Annotated in this window: 16 protein-coding genes; 13 read left to right on the forward strand and 3 right to left on the reverse strand. The window is 61.5% G+C overall.

Annotated features, from left to right (window positions below):
* Positions 1-84: 84 nt before the first annotated feature.
* Genes hutI through hutH form a run of 4 tightly spaced genes read left to right on the forward strand, consistent with a single transcriptional unit; the run spans position 85 to position 5,575 of the window.
* Entirely contained in the window at positions 85-1,320 is a 1,236-nt protein-coding gene (hutI, locus tag ACB042_RS15450) for an imidazolonepropionase (RefSeq protein WP_193860624.1), read from the forward strand.
* On the forward strand, positions 1,313-2,275 hold the full coding sequence (gene hutG / locus ACB042_RS15455; RefSeq protein WP_371178680.1) for a formimidoylglutamase: 963 nt from the start codon (positions 1,313-1,315) through the stop codon (positions 2,273-2,275). The genes hutI and hutG overlap by 8 nt, the downstream gene beginning before the upstream one ends.
* Before the next feature lie 53 nt (positions 2,276-2,328).
* On the forward strand, positions 2,329-4,038 hold the full coding sequence (gene hutU, locus ACB042_RS15460) for a urocanate hydratase (protein WP_371178681.1): 1,710 nt from the start codon (positions 2,329-2,331) through the stop codon (positions 4,036-4,038).
* 4 nt (positions 4,039-4,042) lie between these two features.
* Positions 4,043-5,575, forward strand: coding sequence for a histidine ammonia-lyase (gene hutH / locus ACB042_RS15465; RefSeq protein ID WP_371178682.1), 1,533 nt, complete (start codon positions 4,043-4,045; stop codon positions 5,573-5,575).
* Between the two features lie 145 nt (positions 5,576-5,720).
* Here hutH and ACB042_RS15470 read toward each other — a convergent pair whose 3' ends face one another.
* Both ACB042_RS15470 and ACB042_RS15475 read right to left on the reverse strand, forming a co-directional pair.
* The gene (locus ACB042_RS15470; RefSeq protein ID WP_040069504.1) at positions 5,721-6,818 is read right to left on the reverse strand and encodes a calcium:proton antiporter; all 1,098 of its coding nucleotides are present in this window, start codon (positions 6,816-6,818) and stop codon (positions 5,721-5,723) included.
* 280 nt (positions 6,819-7,098) lie between these two features.
* Positions 7,099-8,625 (reverse strand): EAL domain-containing protein, encoded by a 1,527-nt coding sequence (locus ACB042_RS15475; RefSeq protein WP_371178683.1) that lies wholly within the window; start codon positions 8,623-8,625, stop codon positions 7,099-7,101.
* A gap of 505 nt (positions 8,626-9,130) precedes the next feature.
* On the opposite strand from ACB042_RS15475, the gene ACB042_RS15480 reads away from it, so the two are divergent.
* Entirely contained in the window at positions 9,131-11,059 is a 1,929-nt protein-coding gene (locus ACB042_RS15480; RefSeq protein WP_047434652.1) for an EAL domain-containing protein, read from the forward strand.
* A gap of 64 nt (positions 11,060-11,123) precedes the next feature.
* Here ACB042_RS15480 and ACB042_RS15485 read toward each other — a convergent pair whose 3' ends face one another.
* Complete coding sequence (locus tag ACB042_RS15485; protein WP_042052545.1) at positions 11,124-12,047, reverse strand: 1-aminocyclopropane-1-carboxylate deaminase/D-cysteine desulfhydrase; 924 nt, start codon at positions 12,045-12,047, stop codon at positions 11,124-11,126.
* A gap of 87 nt (positions 12,048-12,134) precedes the next feature.
* On the opposite strand from ACB042_RS15485, the gene ACB042_RS15490 reads away from it, so the two are divergent.
* The 8 genes from ACB042_RS15490 to mshE all read left to right on the forward strand — a co-directional run bounded on the left by ACB042_RS15490 (position 12,135) and on the right by mshE (position 20,141).
* Complete coding sequence (locus ACB042_RS15490) at positions 12,135-12,998, forward strand: hypothetical protein (RefSeq protein ID WP_047434655.1); 864 nt, start codon at positions 12,135-12,137, stop codon at positions 12,996-12,998.
* Positions 12,998-13,591: a PilN domain-containing protein gene (locus ACB042_RS15495; protein ID WP_005348605.1), complete on the forward strand. Its 594-nt coding sequence runs from the start codon at positions 12,998-13,000 to the stop codon at positions 13,589-13,591. The genes ACB042_RS15490 and ACB042_RS15495 overlap by 1 nt, the downstream gene beginning before the upstream one ends.
* Positions 13,591-14,238 carry a hypothetical protein gene (locus tag ACB042_RS15500; RefSeq protein WP_005340017.1) on the forward strand — a complete coding sequence of 216 codons (648 nt, stop codon included), beginning with the start codon at positions 13,591-13,593 and terminating at the stop codon, positions 14,236-14,238. Before ACB042_RS15495 ends, ACB042_RS15500 begins: the two co-directional genes overlap by 1 nt.
* Positions 14,231-14,560, forward strand: a complete 330-nt coding sequence (locus ACB042_RS15505; RefSeq protein ID WP_005342886.1) for an MSHA biogenesis protein MshK — start codon at positions 14,231-14,233, stop codon at positions 14,558-14,560. Before ACB042_RS15500 ends, ACB042_RS15505 begins: the two co-directional genes overlap by 8 nt.
* A 70-nt stretch (positions 14,561-14,630) precedes the next feature.
* Positions 14,631-16,298 (forward strand): pilus (MSHA type) biogenesis protein MshL, encoded by a 1,668-nt coding sequence (gene mshL, locus ACB042_RS15510; protein ID WP_042052547.1) that lies wholly within the window; start codon positions 14,631-14,633, stop codon positions 16,296-16,298.
* Positions 16,299-16,390: 92 nt separating this feature from the next.
* Positions 16,391-17,281 (forward strand): MSHA fimbrial biogenesis protein MshM, encoded by an 891-nt coding sequence (gene mshM / locus ACB042_RS15515; protein WP_129504851.1) that lies wholly within the window; start codon positions 16,391-16,393, stop codon positions 17,279-17,281.
* Positions 17,278-18,357, forward strand: coding sequence for a tetratricopeptide repeat protein (locus ACB042_RS15520; RefSeq protein WP_371178684.1), 1,080 nt, complete (start codon positions 17,278-17,280; stop codon positions 18,355-18,357). Before mshM ends, ACB042_RS15520 begins: the two co-directional genes overlap by 4 nt.
* Positions 18,358-18,431: 74 nt before the next feature.
* Positions 18,432-20,141, forward strand: a complete 1,710-nt coding sequence (gene mshE, locus ACB042_RS15525) for an MSHA fimbrial ATPase MshE (RefSeq protein WP_139438632.1) — start codon at positions 18,432-18,434, stop codon at positions 20,139-20,141.

The raw sequence follows: 20,141 nt of genomic DNA on the forward strand, positions 1-20,141 counted from the left end.
ATGCTGTTATCAGGATGTGAACTTCGCTCTTTCTTTCGTCATAGAGATCGACTATAAGAATATGTATATACATTTGAGGTCGCTATGAACAAGGAACTGTTGAACTGCGAGCGGGTCTGGCTCAATGTGATACCCGCCACCCTGAATGATGAGCTAGCCGACTACGGCCTGCTGCCGCTCCACGCCATCGGCGTGAAGGATGGCAAGATCCACGCGCTGGTGCCGATGGCCGAACTGAAGGGGTCGTATCCCGCTCACTGGCAGGATATGCAGGGCAAGCTGGTCACTCCCGGCCTTATCGATTGCCATACACACCTCATCTTCGCCGGCAGCCGTGCCGAGGAGTTCGAGCTGCGTCAGCAGGGAGTGCCCTATGCCGAGATCGCCCGTCGGGGAGGCGGCATCATCAGCACGGTGCGTGCCACCCGTGCCGCCAGCGAAGAGCTGCTGTTCGAGCTGGCGTTGCCGAGGGTGAAATCCCTGATCCGCGAAGGGGTCACCACGGTGGAGATCAAGTCCGGCTATGGCCTGACGCTGGATGACGAACTCAAGATGCTGCGGGTGGCCCGTCGACTGGGAGAGGCGTTGCCGATCCGGGTCAAGACCACTCTGCTGGCGGCCCATGCGGTGCCGCCGGAATATCGCGACGATCCTGACAGCTGGGTCGAGACCATCTGTCAGGAGATCATCCCGGCCGCCACCGAGGCGGGTCTGGCCGATGCGGTAGATGTCTTCTGCGAGCACATCGGCTTCTCGCTGGCCCAGACCGAGCAGGTCTATCTGGCGGCGGATCAGTACGGCCTGCCGGTGAAGGGACATATGGATCAGCTCTCCAATCTCGGTGGCAGCACACTCGCCGCCAACTTTGGCGCCCTCTCGGTGGACCATCTGGAGTATCTGGATCCGGAAGGGATCCTGGCGCTGGCCCACCGTGGCGTGGTCGCCACCCTGCTGCCCACTGCCTTCTACTTCCTAAAAGAGACCAAGCTGCCGCCGGTTGCCGCCTTGCGCAAGGCGGGGGTGGCGATGGCGGTCTCCTCCGATATCAACCCGGGTACCGCGCCCATCATCTCGCTGCGGATGGCGATGAACATGGCTTGTACCCTGTTTGGTCTGACGCCGGTGGAGGCCATGGTTGGGGTGACCCGTCACGCCGCCAAAGCGCTCGGCGAGCAGGATCGCCTTGGCCAGCTCAGGGTGGGCATGGCGGCTGATTTTCTGATCTGGCACTGCGCCCATCCGGCCGAGCTGAGCTACATGGTCGGCGTCGATCAGCTGGCAGGCCGCATCTTCAACGGTGAGGAGACCCTCCATGGATAAGTTCAACCCGATCGACATGTCGCTCTGGCAAGGGCGGCAGGATCCGGAAGATGGCGAACTGGCCCTGCGCTGGCATGACAAAGTTCTGCCTTGGCAAGAGGCGCAGCCCTGGACCGCTGGAGCACAAGAGGCTGCCGGTGTGGTACTGCTCGGTTTTGCCTGCGATGAAGGGGTGCGCCGCAACAAGGGGCGTGTCGGCGCCGCCGGTGCGCCGCAAGCGGTGCGCAAGCTGCTGGCCAACACCGCCTGGCACCTGAATCGTCCCGTCTATGATGGCGGGGATGTGTGCTGTACCGATGGGGATCTCGATGCCGCCCATGCTCGTCTAGCCGAGCGGGTCGCCGCTGCGCTCGATCTGGGCCACTTCCCGCTGGTGCTGGGGGGCGGCCACGAGGTGGCCTTCGGCAGCTGGAGCGGCCTCAACTTGCATCTGGCGGGTCAGGGGAGAGTCGGCATTATCAATTTTGACGCCCACTTCGACCTGCGCATGAAGCAGGAATTGGCAAGCTCCGGCACCCCCTTCTTCCAGATCGCCGAGCAGTGCGCCGCTCAGGGCACGCCGTTTCACTACGCCTGCCTCGGGGTAGCCGAGACCGCCAATACCCAAGCCCTGTTTGCCCGTGCCAAGGCGCTGGGTGTGTGGCATGTGCTGGACGAGGCGATGACTCAGACCGAGCTGCCAGCCTTGCTAAGCGGGCTGGACGCCTTTATCGCCGATTGTGATCACCTCTATCTGACCATCGATCTCGACGTGCTGCCCGGCAACCTGATGCCGGGAGTGAGCGCCCCCGCCGCTCGTGGCGTGGAGCTGGCGGTGATCGAACCGCTCATTGCCCATATCCGGGCCAGCGGCAAGCTGCGGCTTGCCGATCTGGCCGAGTACAACCCGACGCTGGATCAGGATAACCGCAGTGCCCGCGTGGCTGCGCGGCTGGTTCATCTGTTGACCCGTTAACCCTTTGGCCGCATATCGCCGAAGGCACCCTATTGATACAACAAGGAGTGTGTATGTCTGTGCAACAGCAGGATCCCCGTCATGATCCGAACCGCGTGATCCGTGCCCCGCGCGGTACCGAGCTGACCGCCAAGAGCTGGCTCACCGAGGCGCCGCTGCGGATGCTGATGAACAACCTGGATCCCGAGGTGGCCGAGCATCCCCAGTCGCTGGTGGTCTATGGCGGCATCGGTCGCGCCGCACGCAACTGGGCCTGCTTCGACAAGATCGTCGAGGTGCTGACCCGGCTGGAGGAGGATCAGACCCTGCTGGTGCAATCCGGCAAGCCGGTCGGGGTGTTCCAGACCCACAAGGATGCGCCTCGGGTGTTGATCGCCAACTCCAACCTGGTGCCGCATTGGGCCAACTGGGAGCACTTCAACGAACTCGATAAGAAGGGCCTGATGATGTACGGCCAGATGACCGCGGGTTCGTGGATATACATAGGTACTCAGGGGATCGTGCAGGGCACCTACGAGACCTTCTTCGCGGTGGCCAATCAGCACTTCAACGGCTCGCCTGCGGGCCGCTGGATCCTCACCGGCGGGCTCGGCGGCATGGGCGGCGCCCAGCCGCTGGCCGCCACCATGGCCGGCTTCTCGATGATCGCCGTCGAGTGCGACGAGACCCGCATCGATTTTCGTCTGCGCACCCGTTATGTGGACAAGAAGGCTCACGGTCTGGATGAGGCGCTGGCCATGATCGAAGAGGCCAAGCAGAGCGGCACCGCCGTCTCCGTCGGCCTGCTCGGCAACGCCGCCGACGTCTTCGCCGAGCTGGTGGCCCGGGGCATCACACCGGATGTGGTGACCGACCAGACCTCCGCCCACGACCCGATCCATGGCTACCTGCCACAGGGTTGGAGCGTGGCCCAGTGGCGCGAGCTGCAAAAGAGTGCACCGAACGAGGTAAACGTGGCCGCCCGTCGCTCCATGGCCCGTCAAGTGGAGGCGATGCTGACCCTGCAAGAGCGCGGCGCGGCGACTCTGGATTACGGCAACAACATCCGTCAGATGGCGCTGGAAGAGGGGGTGGCGAACGCCTTCGATTTCCCCGGCTTCGTCCCCGCCTACATTCGCCCGCTGTTCTGCGAGGGGATCGGCCCGTTCCGCTGGGTGGCCCTCTCTGGCGATCCGGAAGATATCTACAAGACAGATCAGAAGGTGAAAGAGCTGATCCCCGATGATCCTCACCTGCACAACTGGCTCGACATGGCCCGCGAGCGCATCGCGTTTCAGGGGCTGCCGGCGCGGATCTGCTGGGTCGGGGTCAAGGATCGGGTACGCCTAGGACTGGCCTTCAACGAGATGGTCAAGAATGGCGAGCTGAAAGCCCCCATCGTCATCGGTCGCGACCATCTGGATTCCGGCTCGGTGGCGAGCCCGAACCGCGAGACCGAGTCGATGATGGATGGCTCCGATGCCGTCTCCGACTGGCCGCTGCTCAACGCCCTGCTCAACACCGCCGGTGGCGCGACCTGGGTGTCGCTGCATCACGGCGGCGGAGTCGGCATGGGCTTCTCCCAGCACTCCGGCGTGGTGATCGTCTGTGACGGCTCCGATGATGCTGCCAAGCGGGTCGGTCGGGTGCTGCGCAACGACCCGGCCACCGGGGTGATGCGCCATGCCGATGCCGGCTACGAGATTGCCATCAACTGCGCCCACGAGGCGAAACTGGATCTGCCGATGATTGACGGCGCCAACGGTGTCAAAGGAAAGGTGTAACACCATGTTTGAATTGACGATTACTCCGGGCGAGCTGGAGCTTGCCACCCTGCGCCGCGTCAGCCGCGAGCCGGTACATGTTTCACTGGATCCGGCCGCGCTGCCGGGGATCCACGCCTCCGCCGCCGTGGTCACCAAGGTGATCGAGCAGAACCGGGTGGTGTATGGCATCAACACCGGCTTTGGCCTGTTGGCCAACACCCGCATTCCGGTGGAGCAGCTGGACGAGCTGCAGCGCTCCATCGTGCTTTCCCATGCGGCAGGGATTGGCGAGTACATGGATGACGCCACCGTGCGGCTGATGATGGTGCTCAAGCTCAACTCGTTGGCACGCGGCTTCTCCGGGATCCGGCTGACGGTGCTTGAGGCCCTGATGACCCTCATCAATGCCGAAGTCTATCCGGTGGTACCGAAGAAGGGCTCCGTCGGTGCCTCCGGCGATCTGGCGCCGCTGGCCCATATGAGCTGCCTGCTGATCGGGGAGGGCAAGGCCCGCCACAAGGGCGAGCTGATCGACGCCGCTACTGCGCTGAAAATTGCCGGGCTTGAGCCCATCGCGCTGGCGCCGAAAGAGGGGCTGGCGCTGCTCAACGGCACCCAGGCCAGCACCGCCTTTGCGCTGGAGGGGCTGTTCCATGCCGAGGATCTGTTCGCTGGTGCCATCATCATAGGTGCCATGAGTGTGGAGGCCGCCCTTGGCAGCCGCCGTCCGTTCGATGCCCGCATCCACGAAGTGCGCGGTCAGCGTGGCCAGATCGATGCGGCCGCCTGCTATCGCCACCTGCTGGTGGATGGCAGCGAGATCGGCATGTCCCATCACAACTGCGAGAAGGTGCAGGATCCCTACTCATTGCGCTGCCAGCCGCAGGTGATGGGTGCCTGCCTGACCCAGATCCGCCACGCCGCCGAGGTGCTGGTGTGCGAGGCCAACGCGGTCTCCGACAACCCGCTGGTGTTTGCCGAGGATGAGGAGATCCTCTCCGGCGGCAACTTCCATGCCGAGCCGGTCGCCTTCGCCGCCGATAATCTGGCGCTGGCCATCGCCGAAATCGGCTCGCTCTCCGAGCGGCGGATGGCACTGCTGATTGACTCGCGGATGTCCGGTCTGCCGGCGTTTCTGGTCAATAATGGCGGGGTCAACTCCGGCTTTATGATCGCTCAGGTCACCTCGGCTGCGCTGGCCTCCGAGAACAAGACCCTGGCCCATCCCGCCTCGGTGGATAGTCTGCCCACTTCCGCCAATCAGGAGGATCACGTCTCCATGGCGACCTTCGCTGGCCGCCGGCTGGCAGACATGGCGGAGAACACCCGCGGCATTCTGGCTGTTGAACTGCTGGCGGCGGCACAGGGGCTCGATTTCCGCGCGCCGCTGCGCAGTACCGAGCTGATCGAGCAGGCCAAGGGACGACTGCGGGCTGAGGTGAGCTTCTACGACAAGGACAGGTACTTCGCGCCGGACATCGAAGCGGCCGCCGCCCTGCTGGGCCGTGCCAGCTACAACGACCTGATCCCGGTCGGGGTACTGCCCAGCCTGTAAGCCTTGATCCCCCTTCTCTCCTGGCGGGAGAAGGGTTGGGGATGAGGGGGAAGCCGCTTCACAGGAGCCGGTGACAGCCGGGAGCAGATGATAAAAGACCGCCCAATCGGGCGGTCTTTGCGTTTCTGACGTTGGTTGAACGCGGTTATTCGTGTTCGAACATCAGGAACAGATAGACCACGAACAACACCAGATGGGTCGCACCATGGAGCACATTGGTGCGGCCGCTGCTGAAGGTTACTTTACAGACCATCAAGGTCGTGACCAGCAGCACCATATCGGCGGGGGAGAGGCCGAGGCGTACCTCCTGACCCAGCATGGAGCCGATAAAGAGCACGGCAGGCACGGTGAGGGCGATGGTGGCCAGCACAGAGCCGAAGTAGAGGTTCATTGCCCGCTGCAGCTGGTTGTTGAAGGCGGCTTTGATGGCGCCGACTGCTTCGGGGGCCAGCACGATGCAGGCCACGATAAAGCCGCCCAGTGCGGCGGGTGCTTCCATCACATGCACCCCGTAGTTGATGGGGATGGCCAGGGTCTTGGCCAGCAGGATTACCACCAGCAGGTAGGCGAGCAGCAGGATGGTGTGATAGACGTTGCTCTGCAGCGGGCCGTGGTGCTCCTCATAATCCTCGTGATCGCTGTCGACGAAGAAGTGGCTGTGGCTGCGGGTCTGGATGAGCAGAAAGACCCCGTAGAGCAGGATCGAGATGATGATCAGCATCCACGACATGGCGCGCGACATACTGCCGATTGCACCGCCCTCGGTGAAGTTGGGCAGAACCAGACAGAGCAGGGCCAGTGGGATGATGGCCACCAGATAGGATTTGACCCCGTCCAGATTGAAGCTCTGGGTGTGGTAGCGCCAGCCGCCAAACAGCAGGGTGAAGCCCACCAGACCGGTACTCACCAGCATCACTACCGCAAACATGGTATCGCGGGCCATGGTGGGGTTGGGTTCACCGGTCAGCATCACCGAGGAGATCATCACCACTTCCAGCGAGATGACCGACAGGGTGAGGATCAGAGTGCCGAAGGGCTCGCCCAGCTTGATGGCGAGGGCATCGGAGTGGCGCACCACCGAGAAGATGGCCCAGGTGACGATGGCCAGTAGTGCCGCCGAAACCGGAAGATAGATCCCGAGCGGAGTTGTCTCTGTCAGCAGGTCACTGCCCAGGGTCTTGAAAAAGAGCAGGGTCAGCAGGCCAACGGGCAGGGCAATCTCTTGCCGGATAACTGTCTTCATAGGCAATGGTTCTCTATTGGGGGTCTTGACGACCGGATGACATAAACAGGCTGCACGGTTATCGGTTGCGCAATAACCGGCTCCTTATGATAAAGGTTGTTATCCCCGTCAGGGCAGATCATTTTGTTGCTGAATGTAAATAAGGGGTGGCAGGAGGTGGTTCGATTTCACCATGGAGCCGGACCCGGGTATGCTGGGGGGCTACCGGCCATCGGCACCTCTTTGGTGATGCCGAGCGTATAGCCAAGCCATTTCGCGGCCAAATCCTGCCATCTCTGTGTTAGCTGGCCTTCTGGTGTTGCAACTGCCACTCCCGTTGCCAGTGGGTCAGTATCTTCAGCGGCATGGGTTTGCCGAAGAAGTAGCCCTGGATCAGATAGACGCCGTGCTGGCTCAGATAGTCGACCTGCAACTGGCTCTCGACCCCTTCGGCGATCATCTCCATGCCCGATTCCCGACCGAAGACGATGATGGCATCCAGTACGCTGCGCTTGAGGTCGTTGGTGCCTATGGTATCGACGAACATCTTGTCGATCTTGATCTGGCGGATCCCCAGGCTCTGCAGGTAGGCAAAGCCGCCGTAGCCGGTACCGAAATCATCCAGCTTGAAGTGATACCCCATCTGTTGCAGCAGGGTGATCTCCTCGGTGGCCGCCTTGATGTCGAGGATCGGCTTGCGCTCCGTCAGCTCGAAGGTGAGCCGGGCGGGTGAGGGGTTTTGGCTGTGAGCGAGCAGGGTGCGCAGCAGGGGCTGCTCGATATGGGCCGCCACCAGATTGACGCTGACCCACTGCTCTGGCGCCAGCTGCGGCAGGTCGGTGATCACCTGCTCCAGCAACTGTTCGGTCATCGGCAGGATCAGCCCCTGCTCCTCTGCATATTCGATAAAGGTGCCCGGGGGGATCAGCTCGTTTCCCCGCTGCCAGCGCAGCAGCGCCTCGAATCCCACCACTTGGTGGGTACGGGCATCCACTATCGGCTGGTAGAGGGGAATAAATTCCTTGCGGATCAATCCTGTTTGCAGCAGTCCCTTGAGGGAGCGCCGATAGCTGCGCAGCAGCCAGTATGTGACGCTTAACAGGGCGCCGAGCGCGATACCGAACCAGAGACCGTAGTGATTGAGTTGGTCATAGGCATATTGCTCCAGCGCTTTACCCGCCCAGACCGTCTGTTTGGTGAGTTCATTGGGATCGAAGAAACTGAGGCTGATATTGCTCTCTTCCTGTTTGATCTCCTGGTCGCCACGGGGAAAGTGGACTGTGCTTGCATCGGCATCCTGTCGGCTGAACTCCAGATAGAAGCAGTGGCTGCAGGGGTGTTGCAGCAGGTCGTGGCTCCAGCTGTTATCCAGCACCCAGTAGGCGAGGTTGTCACCGGATCGGTAAAAGGCCATCAGCTCCTGCTCGGTATTGTATTTGGCCACGGTGGCGGTGATCCCCAACTTGCCAAACTTCTGCCCGCTGTTCTGGAGCTCTTTGATCAGCGGGATCTCCACCCCCAGGCTGGAGCAGCTGTTGCCGGAGGCGAGCTCCAACCCTTGCAGGCGGATATGAGCGCTGTAGAAGCGCGGATCGCGCAGCAGCTCCATGTCTTTGGCGCCACAGTTGAACTCAAATTGTGCCAGCTGTTTGTTGATGGCGGCATCCAGCTCCCGGTGGCGTACTGCCATGGCTCCCTTGAGCTCGGAAACCTTCTCTTCCAGCATATGAAAGGCCATCGGCTTGGCAAACCACAGGCCGAGAAACTGGCTGCCCACGACAGGCAGGACGAACAGCAACAGAGCGATCCAGACGGGTGATTTACGCAAAGGAAGTACCTGCCAGTTTCATGAGACACAAATGGACTTTGCCATCATAGAGCATTAGTGCAATCAATTTGAGTCCGACTTGTCACACTTGTTGATTGATTTTTTAACTGCATGATTTTAAATGTGTTTATTATTAACTTTGGCTAGATTCAATCGCTGACCTGTCATAAATGACAATTGCTCAGCTTATCCGAACTGCATTAGAGTAGCCCTGCGGTTTGACTCACCGTGTGTTCAATACTCCTGTATCTGTTTTTTGTCAGTAGCACAGAGTGTTAGTTTTGATATGAGTGTTCCTTTTGGTCCCCTTTGAGGGACCATTTTTCTGTCTGTCATCCCGCCCCTTTCCCGCGTCTGCAGCCCGTCATCCTTGGTATTCTCCCTCTACTTTGGGTTATGCTTGCCCGCTTAAATTGCAGAAGCGGGATCTTCATCCATAGCTGTGGTCCGATCGCCGCTGCTACCATGAGGCGACATGGATGATGCTGGGCATACGGAAAGGCGCATGAAACTCACTACACAGCTTGTCTCATTTATCACCCTTTGCGTGATCGCAGCCATGGCGACGGTGCTGATTGGCGGGGTGTTCAGCTTTCGCGAGCTGGGCATGGAGTTGCAGCAAAAGAAGGTCGATGCGCTGGTCGAAGTGATCGACAAGCAGCTCGATGTTGCTCACGACATGGAGGATATGAGCCACTGGCTGCCCACCCTGCTGCGGGCTGCCCATGTGGTGGAGCTGGAGGTACGCCAGAATAACCAGCGGGTCTACTGGTTCCGCGATGTGCGCAATCCGGTCGACGAACAGCTGCTGGTGCCATATAGCCACCCGCTTCCCCATCAGGCCGGCATGCAGGCCAACTTCAAACTGGAGCGCCCCTTCAAGGAGGCGGAATACTCCATCAAGGCGATGTCCGGCATCTCTCTGGGCATCTTTATCGTGGTGTTCGGTCTCTGGTACTCCATCCGCTGGCTGCGCCAGCAGTTGCGCGGGGCCGAGCTGCTGGGCATTCGCGCCCAGCTGATCCTCGATGACAAACTATCCAAACTGAGTCATGACCCCGCCGAAGAGTGGCCGGTGGCCGCCAGTCAGGCCCTCGATCATCTGCTCGCCGAGCTGGCGGATGCCCGCAAGGAGCGCAGCCGCTTCGACAACTTCATTCGCAGCAACGCCTTCGTCGACAAGATGACCGGCATCGGCAACCGGCTGTTTTTCGACAACCGGCTGGAGAGCGCCATCATGGAGGCGAGCGTGATGAGCGGCGGTGTGCTGCTGATCGATCTCGCCTGTCTGGAGGAGCTGGAGGCCGATCAGTTCGAGCTGCTGGGGCATGATTTGATGATGGAGGCGAGCGCCACCATAGGTGCCTTCGTGCGAAAACACAACGGCGCCCTGCAGGCCCGCTACGCCGGTCAGGTTTTTGCGGTGTTGCTGCCCAATATGTCCGAGAGCGAGATGGTGGATAGCGCCAGCCAGCTGCTCAAGAGCCTGCAACGGTTGCACTGGCCGCAGGAGGTCAACCCGGAGACGGCGGTCTATCTCGGCGCCGTCTGTTATCAGGCACAAGACAGCCTGCTCAAGGTGCAGGAGGAGGCGGAGCTGGCCCTCAAGAGCGCCCGTCTGCAAGGGCACAACGGCTGGTTCCTCTACGAGAAGCAGCTGGATGAGGAGCAGAGCAGCAAGGGTACGGTACGCTGGCGTACCCTGATCAGCCGCCGTCTCGAAGAGCACGGCATCGAATTTTACACCCAGCCGATCCAGCAGGATCGGGGGCAGGTGGTGTTGCAGCAGGAGTTGCTCACCTATCTGCACGACGAGCAGGGGCGTGCCCTGCAGGCGGGGATCTTCATGCCGATGGCGGAGAAGGTGGGCTTGTTGCTGCAACTGGATCGGCTGGTGGCGGAGCGCACTCTCGCCCTGCTGCGCCAACGATCCGAGCAGAGCTGCCCCATCAGCCTGACCCTCAGTGCCCAGAGCCTGCTCAACCGCGAGTTCCAGCGCTGGCTCTTCTTCGCCCTGTTCCAGCTGCCGCGCAGCACCAACGAGCGGCTGATCCTGCAACTTTCCGAATCCCAGGTGACCCGCCACTTCGAGGCGCTCAAGCGGCCGCTGCGCTCTTTGCGGATGCTGGGCTGCCAGCTGGCCATCGATCATGCCGGTCAGGATGTGGTGAGCACCCAGTACATCAAGGAGTTCGAGATCAACTTCCTCAAGCTGCACCCCAGTCTGGTGCGGGAGATCCATGCCCGTCAGGTCAACCAGATGGCGGTCCGCAGTCTGGTAGGCGGTTGCGCCAATACCCGCACCCGGGTGCTGGCAGTGGGAGTCGAGAGTGGCGACGAGTGGAAGATGCTGCGCCACCTCGGGGTGCATGCCGGGCAGGGGCCCTGGTTTGCCGAACCCCAGCGTCTGGTGCTGGAACCGGCTGGTGATTGAGATAAACAACAGAGGGTCGCCTTGGGGCGACCCTCTGTTGTTTGTGGTTGCCGTCAGATGGGGGTCACAGTCGCCCCTGCTCACGCAGCCCGGCGAGCCCCTGCATGCCGCCAGTGTGGATAAAGACGATTTTGCTGCCGGGGGCGATACGGCCTGCCGCCAGCTCGCGAAACAGCCCCCACATCGCCTTGCCGCTGTAGATAGGCTCAAGGGGCAGATCGGTCGTTGCGCTGAAATTCTGCACCCACTGCCAGAGGGCCGGGCTGAACTTGGCATAGCCACCATCGTGGTGATCGAGCGCGATGCGCCAGCCGGGGATATTGGCAGCCGCGGGATGGAGGCGACACACCTCGTCAGCGATAAAGCCGCCACCTTTCAGTACCGCAATGGCGAGGATCTGCTCCCGCTCCCGTTTGCCAGCGATCAGGCCCGCCAGAGTGCCGCCGCTGGCGCAGGGCAGTACCCAGAGATCCGGCGAGAAGGGCACTTCGCCGACCAGTTCCGCCACGCCGGGGATGGCCAGCGGGCTGCTACCCCCTTCCGGCACGATCAGGGTATCGGGTGCATCGAATTGGGCCAGCCAGTCGGGATCCTGCCGTCGCCGGTAACTCTGGCGGTCGACGAAAACGAGATCCATGCCCCAGCGCCGGGCATCCCGCAGGGTAGAGTTACTGACGGCGTCATATTCGCCCCGTATGATACCGGTAGTACGAAGACCAGATTGGCACCCCGCTGCCGCCAGCGCGTGGATATGATTGGAGTAGGCGCCGCCAAACGAGAGCAGATGCTGTTTGCCATGCTCTTTGGCATGCAGCAGGTGGTACTTGAGCTTGCGCCACTTGTTGCCGGAGATGGCCGGATGGATCAGATCATCCCGCTTGCACCACAGCTCGACGCCATAGCGGGTCAGCAACGGATGGTGGAGGCGTTGCAGGGGGGAAGGGAGGATGGCTTGACCCTCTGACTCGGCGGAAAGGATGGCTTGCAATGGTGAGTCCGTCTTTTAATCTGGAGGCTAATCTGCTGTTTATGTTAATATTTCATACATTTAATCACTATTGATGGGCGGGCTTACATGAAACAACTGTTCAGACGGTCGACGCCAAGCCGCCAGGTCGGGCTCTTGCTGGCCAATGACAGGATCATGCTGGCTGCGGTGGGCAATCCCCCCGTCTTCGCGACGCGCACCATCAACGGCCCACAGGAGTGGGCTGTGGCCATGAACGAGCTGTTCAGCCGTCATGGGCTGGCCAAGTCTACGGTGCGGGTGGCCCTCGCCGCCAGCCTTTATCAACAGATCCAGATCGACAAGCCTGCCGTGCCTGACGCCGAGATGGCGGGGGCGCTCCCCTGGGCCATCAAGGATTATGTCAGCGAACCCGTGCTGCAACTGGCGATGGATTATGTGGACTTGCCCACCCCGCCTGCCGGTCGCCCGCGCATCAATGTGATCTGCTTGCCCAAGAGCCGGGTGCAGCAGCTGGCCGATGCCATCAACGGCATCGCGACCCTGCAATCCATCATCAGCGACGAATTGGCGCTCACCTCTCTCTACGATGCTGACGAGACGGTGCGCATGCTGCTGTGGCAGCCCAAGGGGCAGGATCTGCAACTGCTGGTCTTCCATCAGGGCGGGCTCTGCTTCTCCCGCCAGTTGCGCGGTTTTACCAGCCTGACTGGCGAACATGAGCCGGACAGCATGCTGCTCGATTCACTGGCGCTGGAGATCCAGCGCTCCCTCGACTATCTGGCGGGCCAGCTGAAATTGCCCGAGCTGGGGCAGATGCAGTTTGCCGTCGCCTCGCCCTTTATCGGTACCCTGGTGCGCCACATGGAGCAGACCTTCGGCTTTGCCGTCTCCGCCATGGCCAACAAGGCGATCCTGGCCGGCGTCGAATACCTCTCGGCCTACGCAGCCGCCATCGGGGAGGATGCGTGATGAAACGTCAGATAAACCTCTATGGCGCCGAGTTTCGCCCCAAGCGGCAGTGGGCCAGCCTCAATCAGATGGCGCTGGTATGGGGCTTTGCGCTGCTGCTGATCCTGTTGACGGGTGTTGGTTACAGCTGGCAACAGCAGCAGGTCAGCCGGGCGCTGGCGCAGCGCTCTGCCGAGCTGGAACTCAAGCGCAGCGAGGCACAGCGGCTCGATGCCGAGCTGGCGCGCCATCAGGCAGATCCCAGGCTGCAACAGCAACTGGTCAACAAGCAGGATGAGCTGACGGCCAAGCAGGGGCTGATGCGCCAATTGGGCAGCTTGACCCTGCAAAAATCCCAGGGCTACGCCAGCGTGATGGCGGATCTCTCCCGCATTCGCAACAGCAACCTCTCGTTGCAGCGCATCGAGATCAACGAAGGGCGGATCAACCTCTCCGGCTTTGCCGGGCGCAGTCAGGATGTGCCGGCCTGGGTCAATCGCTTCAAGCAGACCCCGAGTCTGGTGGGCAAGGAGTTTGGTGAACTGACCCTCGGCCGTGACAAGGAGGGTCGCCTGACCTTCCAGTTGAGCGGCATTGCGCGGGAGAAACCCTGATGAACCTGAAAGCACAATGGCAGGCATGGGGCCAGCGTATCGCCGTGTTGAGCCAGCGGGAGCGGGTGTTGATCCTGCTGACCGGTCTGGTGCTGCTGGGCGCGGCCGGACTCTACGGCTGGCTCGATGGCGCCGATACTCGCCTGCAGCAGGATCGCATGGCCCTGAGCGCCGCCGAGCGTGACCTCGAGATCATGGAGCTGGAAAACCTCGGCAAACAGGCCCGGCTCAAGCGGGATCCCAACCAGGGAGTTCGCGACCAGCTGGCGCAGGTCGAAGCGGATCTGGCCCGGATCGACGATGAACTGAAGGCCCAGACCGTCGATCTGATCCCGGCGCACGAGATGCCGCTGGTGCTGGAGGCGCTGCTCTCCCGCTCCGCCAACCTTCACATGCTGGCCCTCAGTTCGCTGGAGCCGACCCCGCTGATGGCGGGAGAGCAGAAGGTCAATCTCTACAAGCATGGTATCCGGCTTCAGCTTGAAGGCGGCTATTTCGATGTGTATCAATATCTTAAAGCGCTGGAAGCCTTGCCGCGACACTTTTACTGGAAGCAGTTCGACTATCAGGTCAAAGCCTATCCCGGCGCTGTGGTGGAGATGGAGATCTACACCCTGAGTACCAGCAAGGAGTTTATCCGTGGCTAGAGTGTTTGCGTTGTGCTGTTGCCTGTTCAGCTTGCTGGTACAGGCGGAGCAGGTCGAGGTATTGCAGGATCCCACCGCGCCGCTGGCGGACGTGGCGGTTGGCGCCCGTGCAACCGGCGAGAGCAGTGCCGGTTTGCCGAAGCTGCAGAGTGTGGTGCTGGGCAATGGCCCGGCACTGGCGGTACTCAATGGCAAGAGTTATCGGGTCGGACAACAGGTGGACGGCTATACGCTGGTGGCCATCAATGCCGATGCCGTGGTGCTGGAAAAGGCGGGAAAACGCCATGCGGTAACACTGTTTGCCAGCAAGATCCGGGTTTGAGTCGTGCTTGCCTCTCGAGAGGTGAATCGGCTTTATCGAGTTTAATTGCAAGTCAGGGTGCCCTAATTACATGAATAAACACCGTCTCTGTCTGATCTCCGTGGCCATGATGGCTGCAGGCTGTACCACGTATCAGCACCCCGAGCCGACCCAGGCCAAGGATGCCCTCAAACAGGCCATGAACGAACAGCAGAAACAGGCTGCCCCTCTGACCGCGTTGCCCAAATCGGTGCAAAGTGAATTGCTGCAGCTGAACCGGCCGCAGATGCCGGTCGGCATGCCGGAGAAGCGGCTGCGTATCGCGGCTCACGACGTGGAGGCGGTGGAGTTTTTCGGTTCCCTGTTCAAGGGCTCCCGCTACAGCGTGGCGGTTCACCCCGGGGTGGCCGGGCTGGTTTCCGTCGAGCTCAAGGATGTGACTCTGCCGGAAGTGCTGGCGGTGGTGGGCGACATGTACGGCTTCGACGTGCAGCGCAAGGGCAATGTCTTCCATATCTATCCGGCGGGTCTGCGTACCGAAACCATCCCGGTCAACTACCTGATGATGTCCCGTCGTGGCCTCTCCCGCACCTCGGTCAGCACCGGCGGGGTGACCGCCAATGACAGCAATAACAGCAGCGACAGCAGTTTTGACAGTGCATCGAACAACAACAGCACCAATAACTCCTCCGGCAACAACTCGAACGGCAACAGCAGCAATGGCACCCGTATCGAGACCGATACCAACAGCGACTACTGGACTGATCTGCGCGACTCTCTGCAGACCCTGATTGGCACGGGTGATGGTCGCGCGGTGATCACCAGCCCGCAGGCGGGTCTGGTCACCATTCGCGCCTACCCGAAAGAGCTCAAGGCAGTGCGTGAATTCCTGAATCAATCCGATAGTCACCTCAAGCGGCAGGTGGTGCTGGAGGCGCGGATCATCGAAGTTGCCCTCAACGAAGGGTATGAGCAGGGAGTGGACTGGAGCGGTCTCTCCGCTAGCTGGGATGGCAACAAGGGGATTACCGGTGGCGGTTCACTGGCCAATACCCAGTTACCCACCACCCCTAATCAGATCTTCACTGCACTGGGTGGCGGCGCCGGTTTCAAGGTCTCTGACGGCAACTTCAATGTGGCGGTCAACCTGCTCAAGACCCAGGGCGATGTGAATACCCTCTCCAGCCCCCGTGTCACCGCGACCAACAACCAGAAGGCGGTGATCAAGGTGGGGACGGACGAATATTTTGTCACCAATGCATCGACAACAACCGTGAGCACGACGAGCGGTGACCGAACAACTCCCAATGTAGAGTTGACCCCTTTCTTCTCAGGTATCTCTTTGGATGTAACACCACAGATCGATGAAGAGGGTAAGGTGCTGCTGCATATCCATCCCTCCGTTATCGATACTGAAGAGCAAACCAAGACCATAAAGGTGACAGACAGCGATACGCTGGTGTTGCCGTTGGCGAAAAGCTCGATACGCGAATCCGATACCGTGGTGCAGGCCAATAACGGTGACATCATCGTTATCGGCGGCCTGATGAAGACCGACAAGCAGGAGATCGTCAGCAAGGTGCCGCTGCTGGGGGATATTCCCTGGGTGGGTGAAGCCTTTACCAACCGCCGCGAGAGCACCAAGAAGGTGGAGCTGGTGATCATGCTCAAACCGACCGTGGTGGAGAAAGATACCTGGCAAAACGAGCTGCAACGCTCCTCCGAGCTGCTCGACAAGTGGTATCCGGCCAAGGGCTGACCCATGACACCAGATGCGGTCACCCTTATTCCGAACTGCCTGTGCTGCCTTGCCAGCACAGGCTGCTTGCTTGTCGTGGCAGGTGAGGTCTCATGTACCTGACCCACTTCGGCCTGCAGGAGGCACCGTTCAGCCTCACTCCCAATACCGGCTTCTACTACGGCCTGCCGCCTCACGAAGAGGCGCTGCAGGTGCTTAACTGGGCGCTGGCGCAGGGGGAGGGCTTTATCAAGGTGACCGGTGAGGTGGGCACCGGCAAGACCCTGCTCTGCCGCAAGCTGCTCAGCGAGCTGGGTTCGGAAGCGCGTCCGGTGCGGCTTGCCTGGTTGCCCAATCCCCACCTCACTCCGGCCGAGCTGCGCATCGCGCTGGCGCTGGAGCTGGGGTTGGCGGTACGGGATCAGAGCGAGCTGGATCTGACCGATCGTATCCATCGTCACCTGATCAGCTTGCACCAGCAGGGCAGTCGGGTGGTTGTGCTGATCGACGAGGCGCAAGCGCTGCCGGACGAGACGCTGGAGGCGATCCGCCTGTTCGGCAATCTCGAGACCGAATCGAGCAAGCTGCTGCAGATCGTGCTGTTCGGCCAGCCGGAGCTGGATGCCAGACTGGCCAAGTCGCATCTGCGCCAACTGCGCCAGCGGATTGGCTTCTCCTACTGCCTGCGGCCGCTGCGTTTTGACGAGACTCGCGCCTATCTGGAGCACAGATTGCAGGTCTCCGGGTATCGCGGGGCTCCGCTGTTTGCAGGTCGAGCCATGCGCCTGTTGTGGCGCGCATCGCGAGGGATCCCGAGACTTATCAATATCCTGGCGCAGAAGTGCCTGATGCTGGCCTATGGTCAGGGTGTGCGTCAGATCGATAGCCGTCTGGTACGGCTCGCCATTCGCGATACCGACGATGCCCGCCGCTTTGCGCCACGGCGCTGGTGGCCCCTGTTACTGTTGCTGGGGTGCGCCCTGGCTTATGGAGTCTGGCCATGAGCGTTATCAACCAGATGCTGAAAGATCTGGACCGGCGCCAGCAAGGATCCGAAGGTGCTGCCGTCTATATTGCCCCTGCGCGCCAGCAGGGATGGTGGATGTTGCTGCTGACCCTGATCTGCGGTCTGGCACTGGGGATCCTTGGTTGGCGAACCTGGATCTACTGGCAGCAGACCCATACCGTGACGGCTGCCAGCGAAGTGATCGCCCCCGATGTGGTGGCAAGGGCCGCCGCGCCGGTCAGCCCGCCCGAGCCGGTCGAGGTGGCGGCTGCGCTGCCGCTGCCAAGTTTGGATGAGGTGAATGATGAGGCAGGCGAGAGTGACTCGGACAGCATGGCCGACGGTGCGCCCTTTGATGCCTCCAGCGATGTTGACGAGACGGAGCCGACCGATGAAGAGCTGCAGCCCGAGCTTTACGCCGAACTGGCGGCAGAGCAGCAGGCAGTCGCCAGCGCGCCGCGCAAACCGAGCGTATTGAAGATCGAGACGGTCGAGCTGTCGGCCAAGGAGCTGGCGGCACTGGCGGAGCGCAAGGCGACGACCGCCATGGCCAAGGGAAGCCTGCGGGATGCGCAGGACAACTACTATCAGGTGCTGGCCCACGATCCCTACAACCAGGGGGCGCGCGAGCAGCTGGCGGGGCTGCTCTACGGCGAGGGCCGCCTGACCGAGGCGCGTCAGCTGCTGGAAGAGGGGATCCGGCTCAATCCCCAGCAGGCCGATTTTCGTCTGCTGCTGGCCCGCCTTGCCATCAGCGAGGGGCAGCAGCAGCAGGCGCTTGGCTGGTTGTCCGGTTATCAGCCGGATCTCGCCAGCAACATGGACTACTACGCCACCTGGGCCGGGCTGACTCAGGAGCTGGGCCAGAATGCCGATGCGGCGGCGCTCTATGTGAAGCTGCTGCGTCAGCAGCCGGATCAGGGCCGCTGGTGGCTTGGCCTCGGCGTGGCCGAGGATGGTCAGGGCCACAGCCAGCGGGCGCTCGATGCCTATCGCAACGCCTTGCTGCACGGCAACCTCGGCGAGGCGTCGACCAACTGGCTGGAACAACGAATTGGTCAACTAACCCCTTGATAAACAGCAGGTTCGATTAGCTAAGCCTAATCGGATGCGGCAACGGGTGTGAAGTAACAGAGATCGGAGCAAACATGGCACAACCCAGACTGAAAATGCGCCTCGGCGACCTGCTGGTACAAGAGCAGATCATCTCTGATGATCAGCTGCAGCTTGCCCTGCAGCAGCAGCGTCAGACCGGCCGCAAGCTGGGCACCACTCTCATCGACCTCGGCTTTATCAGCGAGGTGCAGCTGTTGCAGTTCCTCGCCCGCCAGCTGGATGTGCCCTTCTTCGATCTCAACAACCTCACCATCGACGCCGCTGCGGTGCCGCTGCTGCCCGAGGTGCAGGCGCGCCGTTACCGGGCGCTGGCGGTCAACCTTACCGACGACAAGGTGACGGTGGCGATGTCGGATCCGGCGGATCTGAGCGCACTGGATGCCATCGCCGCCCTGCTCAGCCCGCGCATTATGGTGCTGGCGGTGGCGCGGGAAGGGCAACTGCTGGAGTATTTCGACCGCCTCTATCGCCGTACCCGCGAGATTGAGAGTTTCGCCGAACAGCTGCAAGAGGAGTATCAGGACTCCGGCTTCGAGCTGGGCTCCAGCAATCTGGGGGCCAACGACGAGGGAGAGGCGACGGTGGCCAAGCTGCTGCGCTCCCTGTTCGAGGATGCGGTGCAGGTGGGGGCGTCGGATATCCACATCGAACCGGACGAGAAGGTGCTGCGCATTCGCCAGCGGATCGACGGCATCCTCCACGAGAACATCCTCAACGAGGTGCGCATCGCCCAGGCGTTGGTGCTACGCCTCAAGCTGGTGGCGGGGCTCGATATCTCCGAGAAGCGCTTGCCGCAGGATGGTCGCTTCAACATGAAGGTGCGCGGCCGCGATGTGGATGTGCGGATGTCCACCATGCCGGTGCAGTATGGTGAATCAGTGGTGATGCGTCTGCTGGATCAATCCTCCGGTATCCTGTCGCTGACCGAGACCGGCATGCCGCCAGAGATCCTGACCCGTTTCCGTCGCCAGCTCAAACGGCCACACGGGATGATCCTGGTGACCGGCCCCACCGGTAGCGGCAAGACCACCACCCTCTATGGCGCGCTCTCCGAGCTCAACCAGTCCAGCAACAAGATCATCACGGTAGAAGACCCGGTGGAGTATCGTCTCTCCCGTGTCAATCAGGTGCAGGTCAACCCCAAGATCGGCCTCACCTTCTCCAACGTGCTGCGCTCCACCCTGCGTCAGGATCCGGACATCCTGCTGGTGGGGGAGATGCGGGACAACGAGACGGTAGAGATCGGTCTGCGTGGCGCCATCACAGGTCACCTGGTGCTGACCACCCTGCACACCAACGATGCGGTGACCAGTGCCTTGCGCCTTATCGACATGGGGGCGCCCGGCTATCTGGTGGCGAGCGCCCTGCGGGCGGTGGTCGCCCAGCGGCTGGTGCGGCGGGTATGTGAGCACTGCGTTGAGGAGAAGGCGCCCGACGAAGGGCAGGCCACCTGGCTCACTGTACTCTCCGGCGAGGCGCTTGGCCAATACACCTATCACAAGGGCCGGGGTTGCCAGAGCTGCAACTTTACCGGTTATTCCGGCCGGATCGGGGTCTACGAGCTGCTGGAGCTGGATCAGCCGATGATGGATGCCCTGCGCCGCAACGATGCGGAAGGGTTCGCCAAGGCGGCCCGTCAACACGAACACTATCGGCCGCTGGCCCTCACAGCCCTCGATTATGCCCGTCAGGGGATCACCTCGGTGGACGAGGTGCTGCGACTGGCCGAGGATTTGGGGTAA

The organism is Aeromonas sp. S13(2024), assembly GCF_041402405.1.
Classification (GTDB): domain Bacteria; phylum Pseudomonadota; class Gammaproteobacteria; order Enterobacterales; family Aeromonadaceae; genus Aeromonas; species Aeromonas veronii.

Bases quoted from the DNA above. Each gene is read 5' to 3' on its own strand.
- hutG (WP_371178680.1), top strand. From the start codon at position 1,313: ATGGATAAGTTCAACCCGATCGACATGTCGCTCTGGCAAGGGCGGCAG.
- mshE (WP_139438632.1), top strand. From the start codon at position 18,432: ATGGCACAACCCAGACTGAAAATGCGCCTCGGCGACCTGCTGGTACAA.
- ACB042_RS15500 (WP_005340017.1), top strand. From the start codon at position 13,591: ATGAACCTGAAAGCACAATGGCAGGCATGGGGCCAGCGTATCGCCGTG.
- mshM (WP_129504851.1), top strand. From the start codon at position 16,391: ATGTACCTGACCCACTTCGGCCTGCAGGAGGCACCGTTCAGCCTCACT.
- mshL (WP_042052547.1), top strand. From the start codon at position 14,631: ATGAATAAACACCGTCTCTGTCTGATCTCCGTGGCCATGATGGCTGCA.
- ACB042_RS15480 (WP_047434652.1), top strand. From the start codon at position 9,131: ATGAAACTCACTACACAGCTTGTCTCATTTATCACCCTTTGCGTGATC.
- hutI (WP_193860624.1), top strand. From the start codon at position 85: ATGAACAAGGAACTGTTGAACTGCGAGCGGGTCTGGCTCAATGTGATA.
- ACB042_RS15495 (WP_005348605.1), top strand. From the start codon at position 12,998: ATGAAACGTCAGATAAACCTCTATGGCGCCGAGTTTCGCCCCAAGCGG.
- ACB042_RS15470 (WP_040069504.1), bottom strand. From the start codon at position 6,818: ATGAAGACAGTTATCCGGCAAGAGATTGCCCTGCCCGTTGGCCTGCTG.
- hutU (WP_371178681.1), top strand. From the start codon at position 2,329: ATGTCTGTGCAACAGCAGGATCCCCGTCATGATCCGAACCGCGTGATC.
- ACB042_RS15490 (WP_047434655.1), top strand. From the start codon at position 12,135: ATGAAACAACTGTTCAGACGGTCGACGCCAAGCCGCCAGGTCGGGCTC.
- ACB042_RS15520 (WP_371178684.1), top strand. From the start codon at position 17,278: ATGAGCGTTATCAACCAGATGCTGAAAGATCTGGACCGGCGCCAGCAA.
- hutH (WP_371178682.1), top strand. From the start codon at position 4,043: ATGTTTGAATTGACGATTACTCCGGGCGAGCTGGAGCTTGCCACCCTG.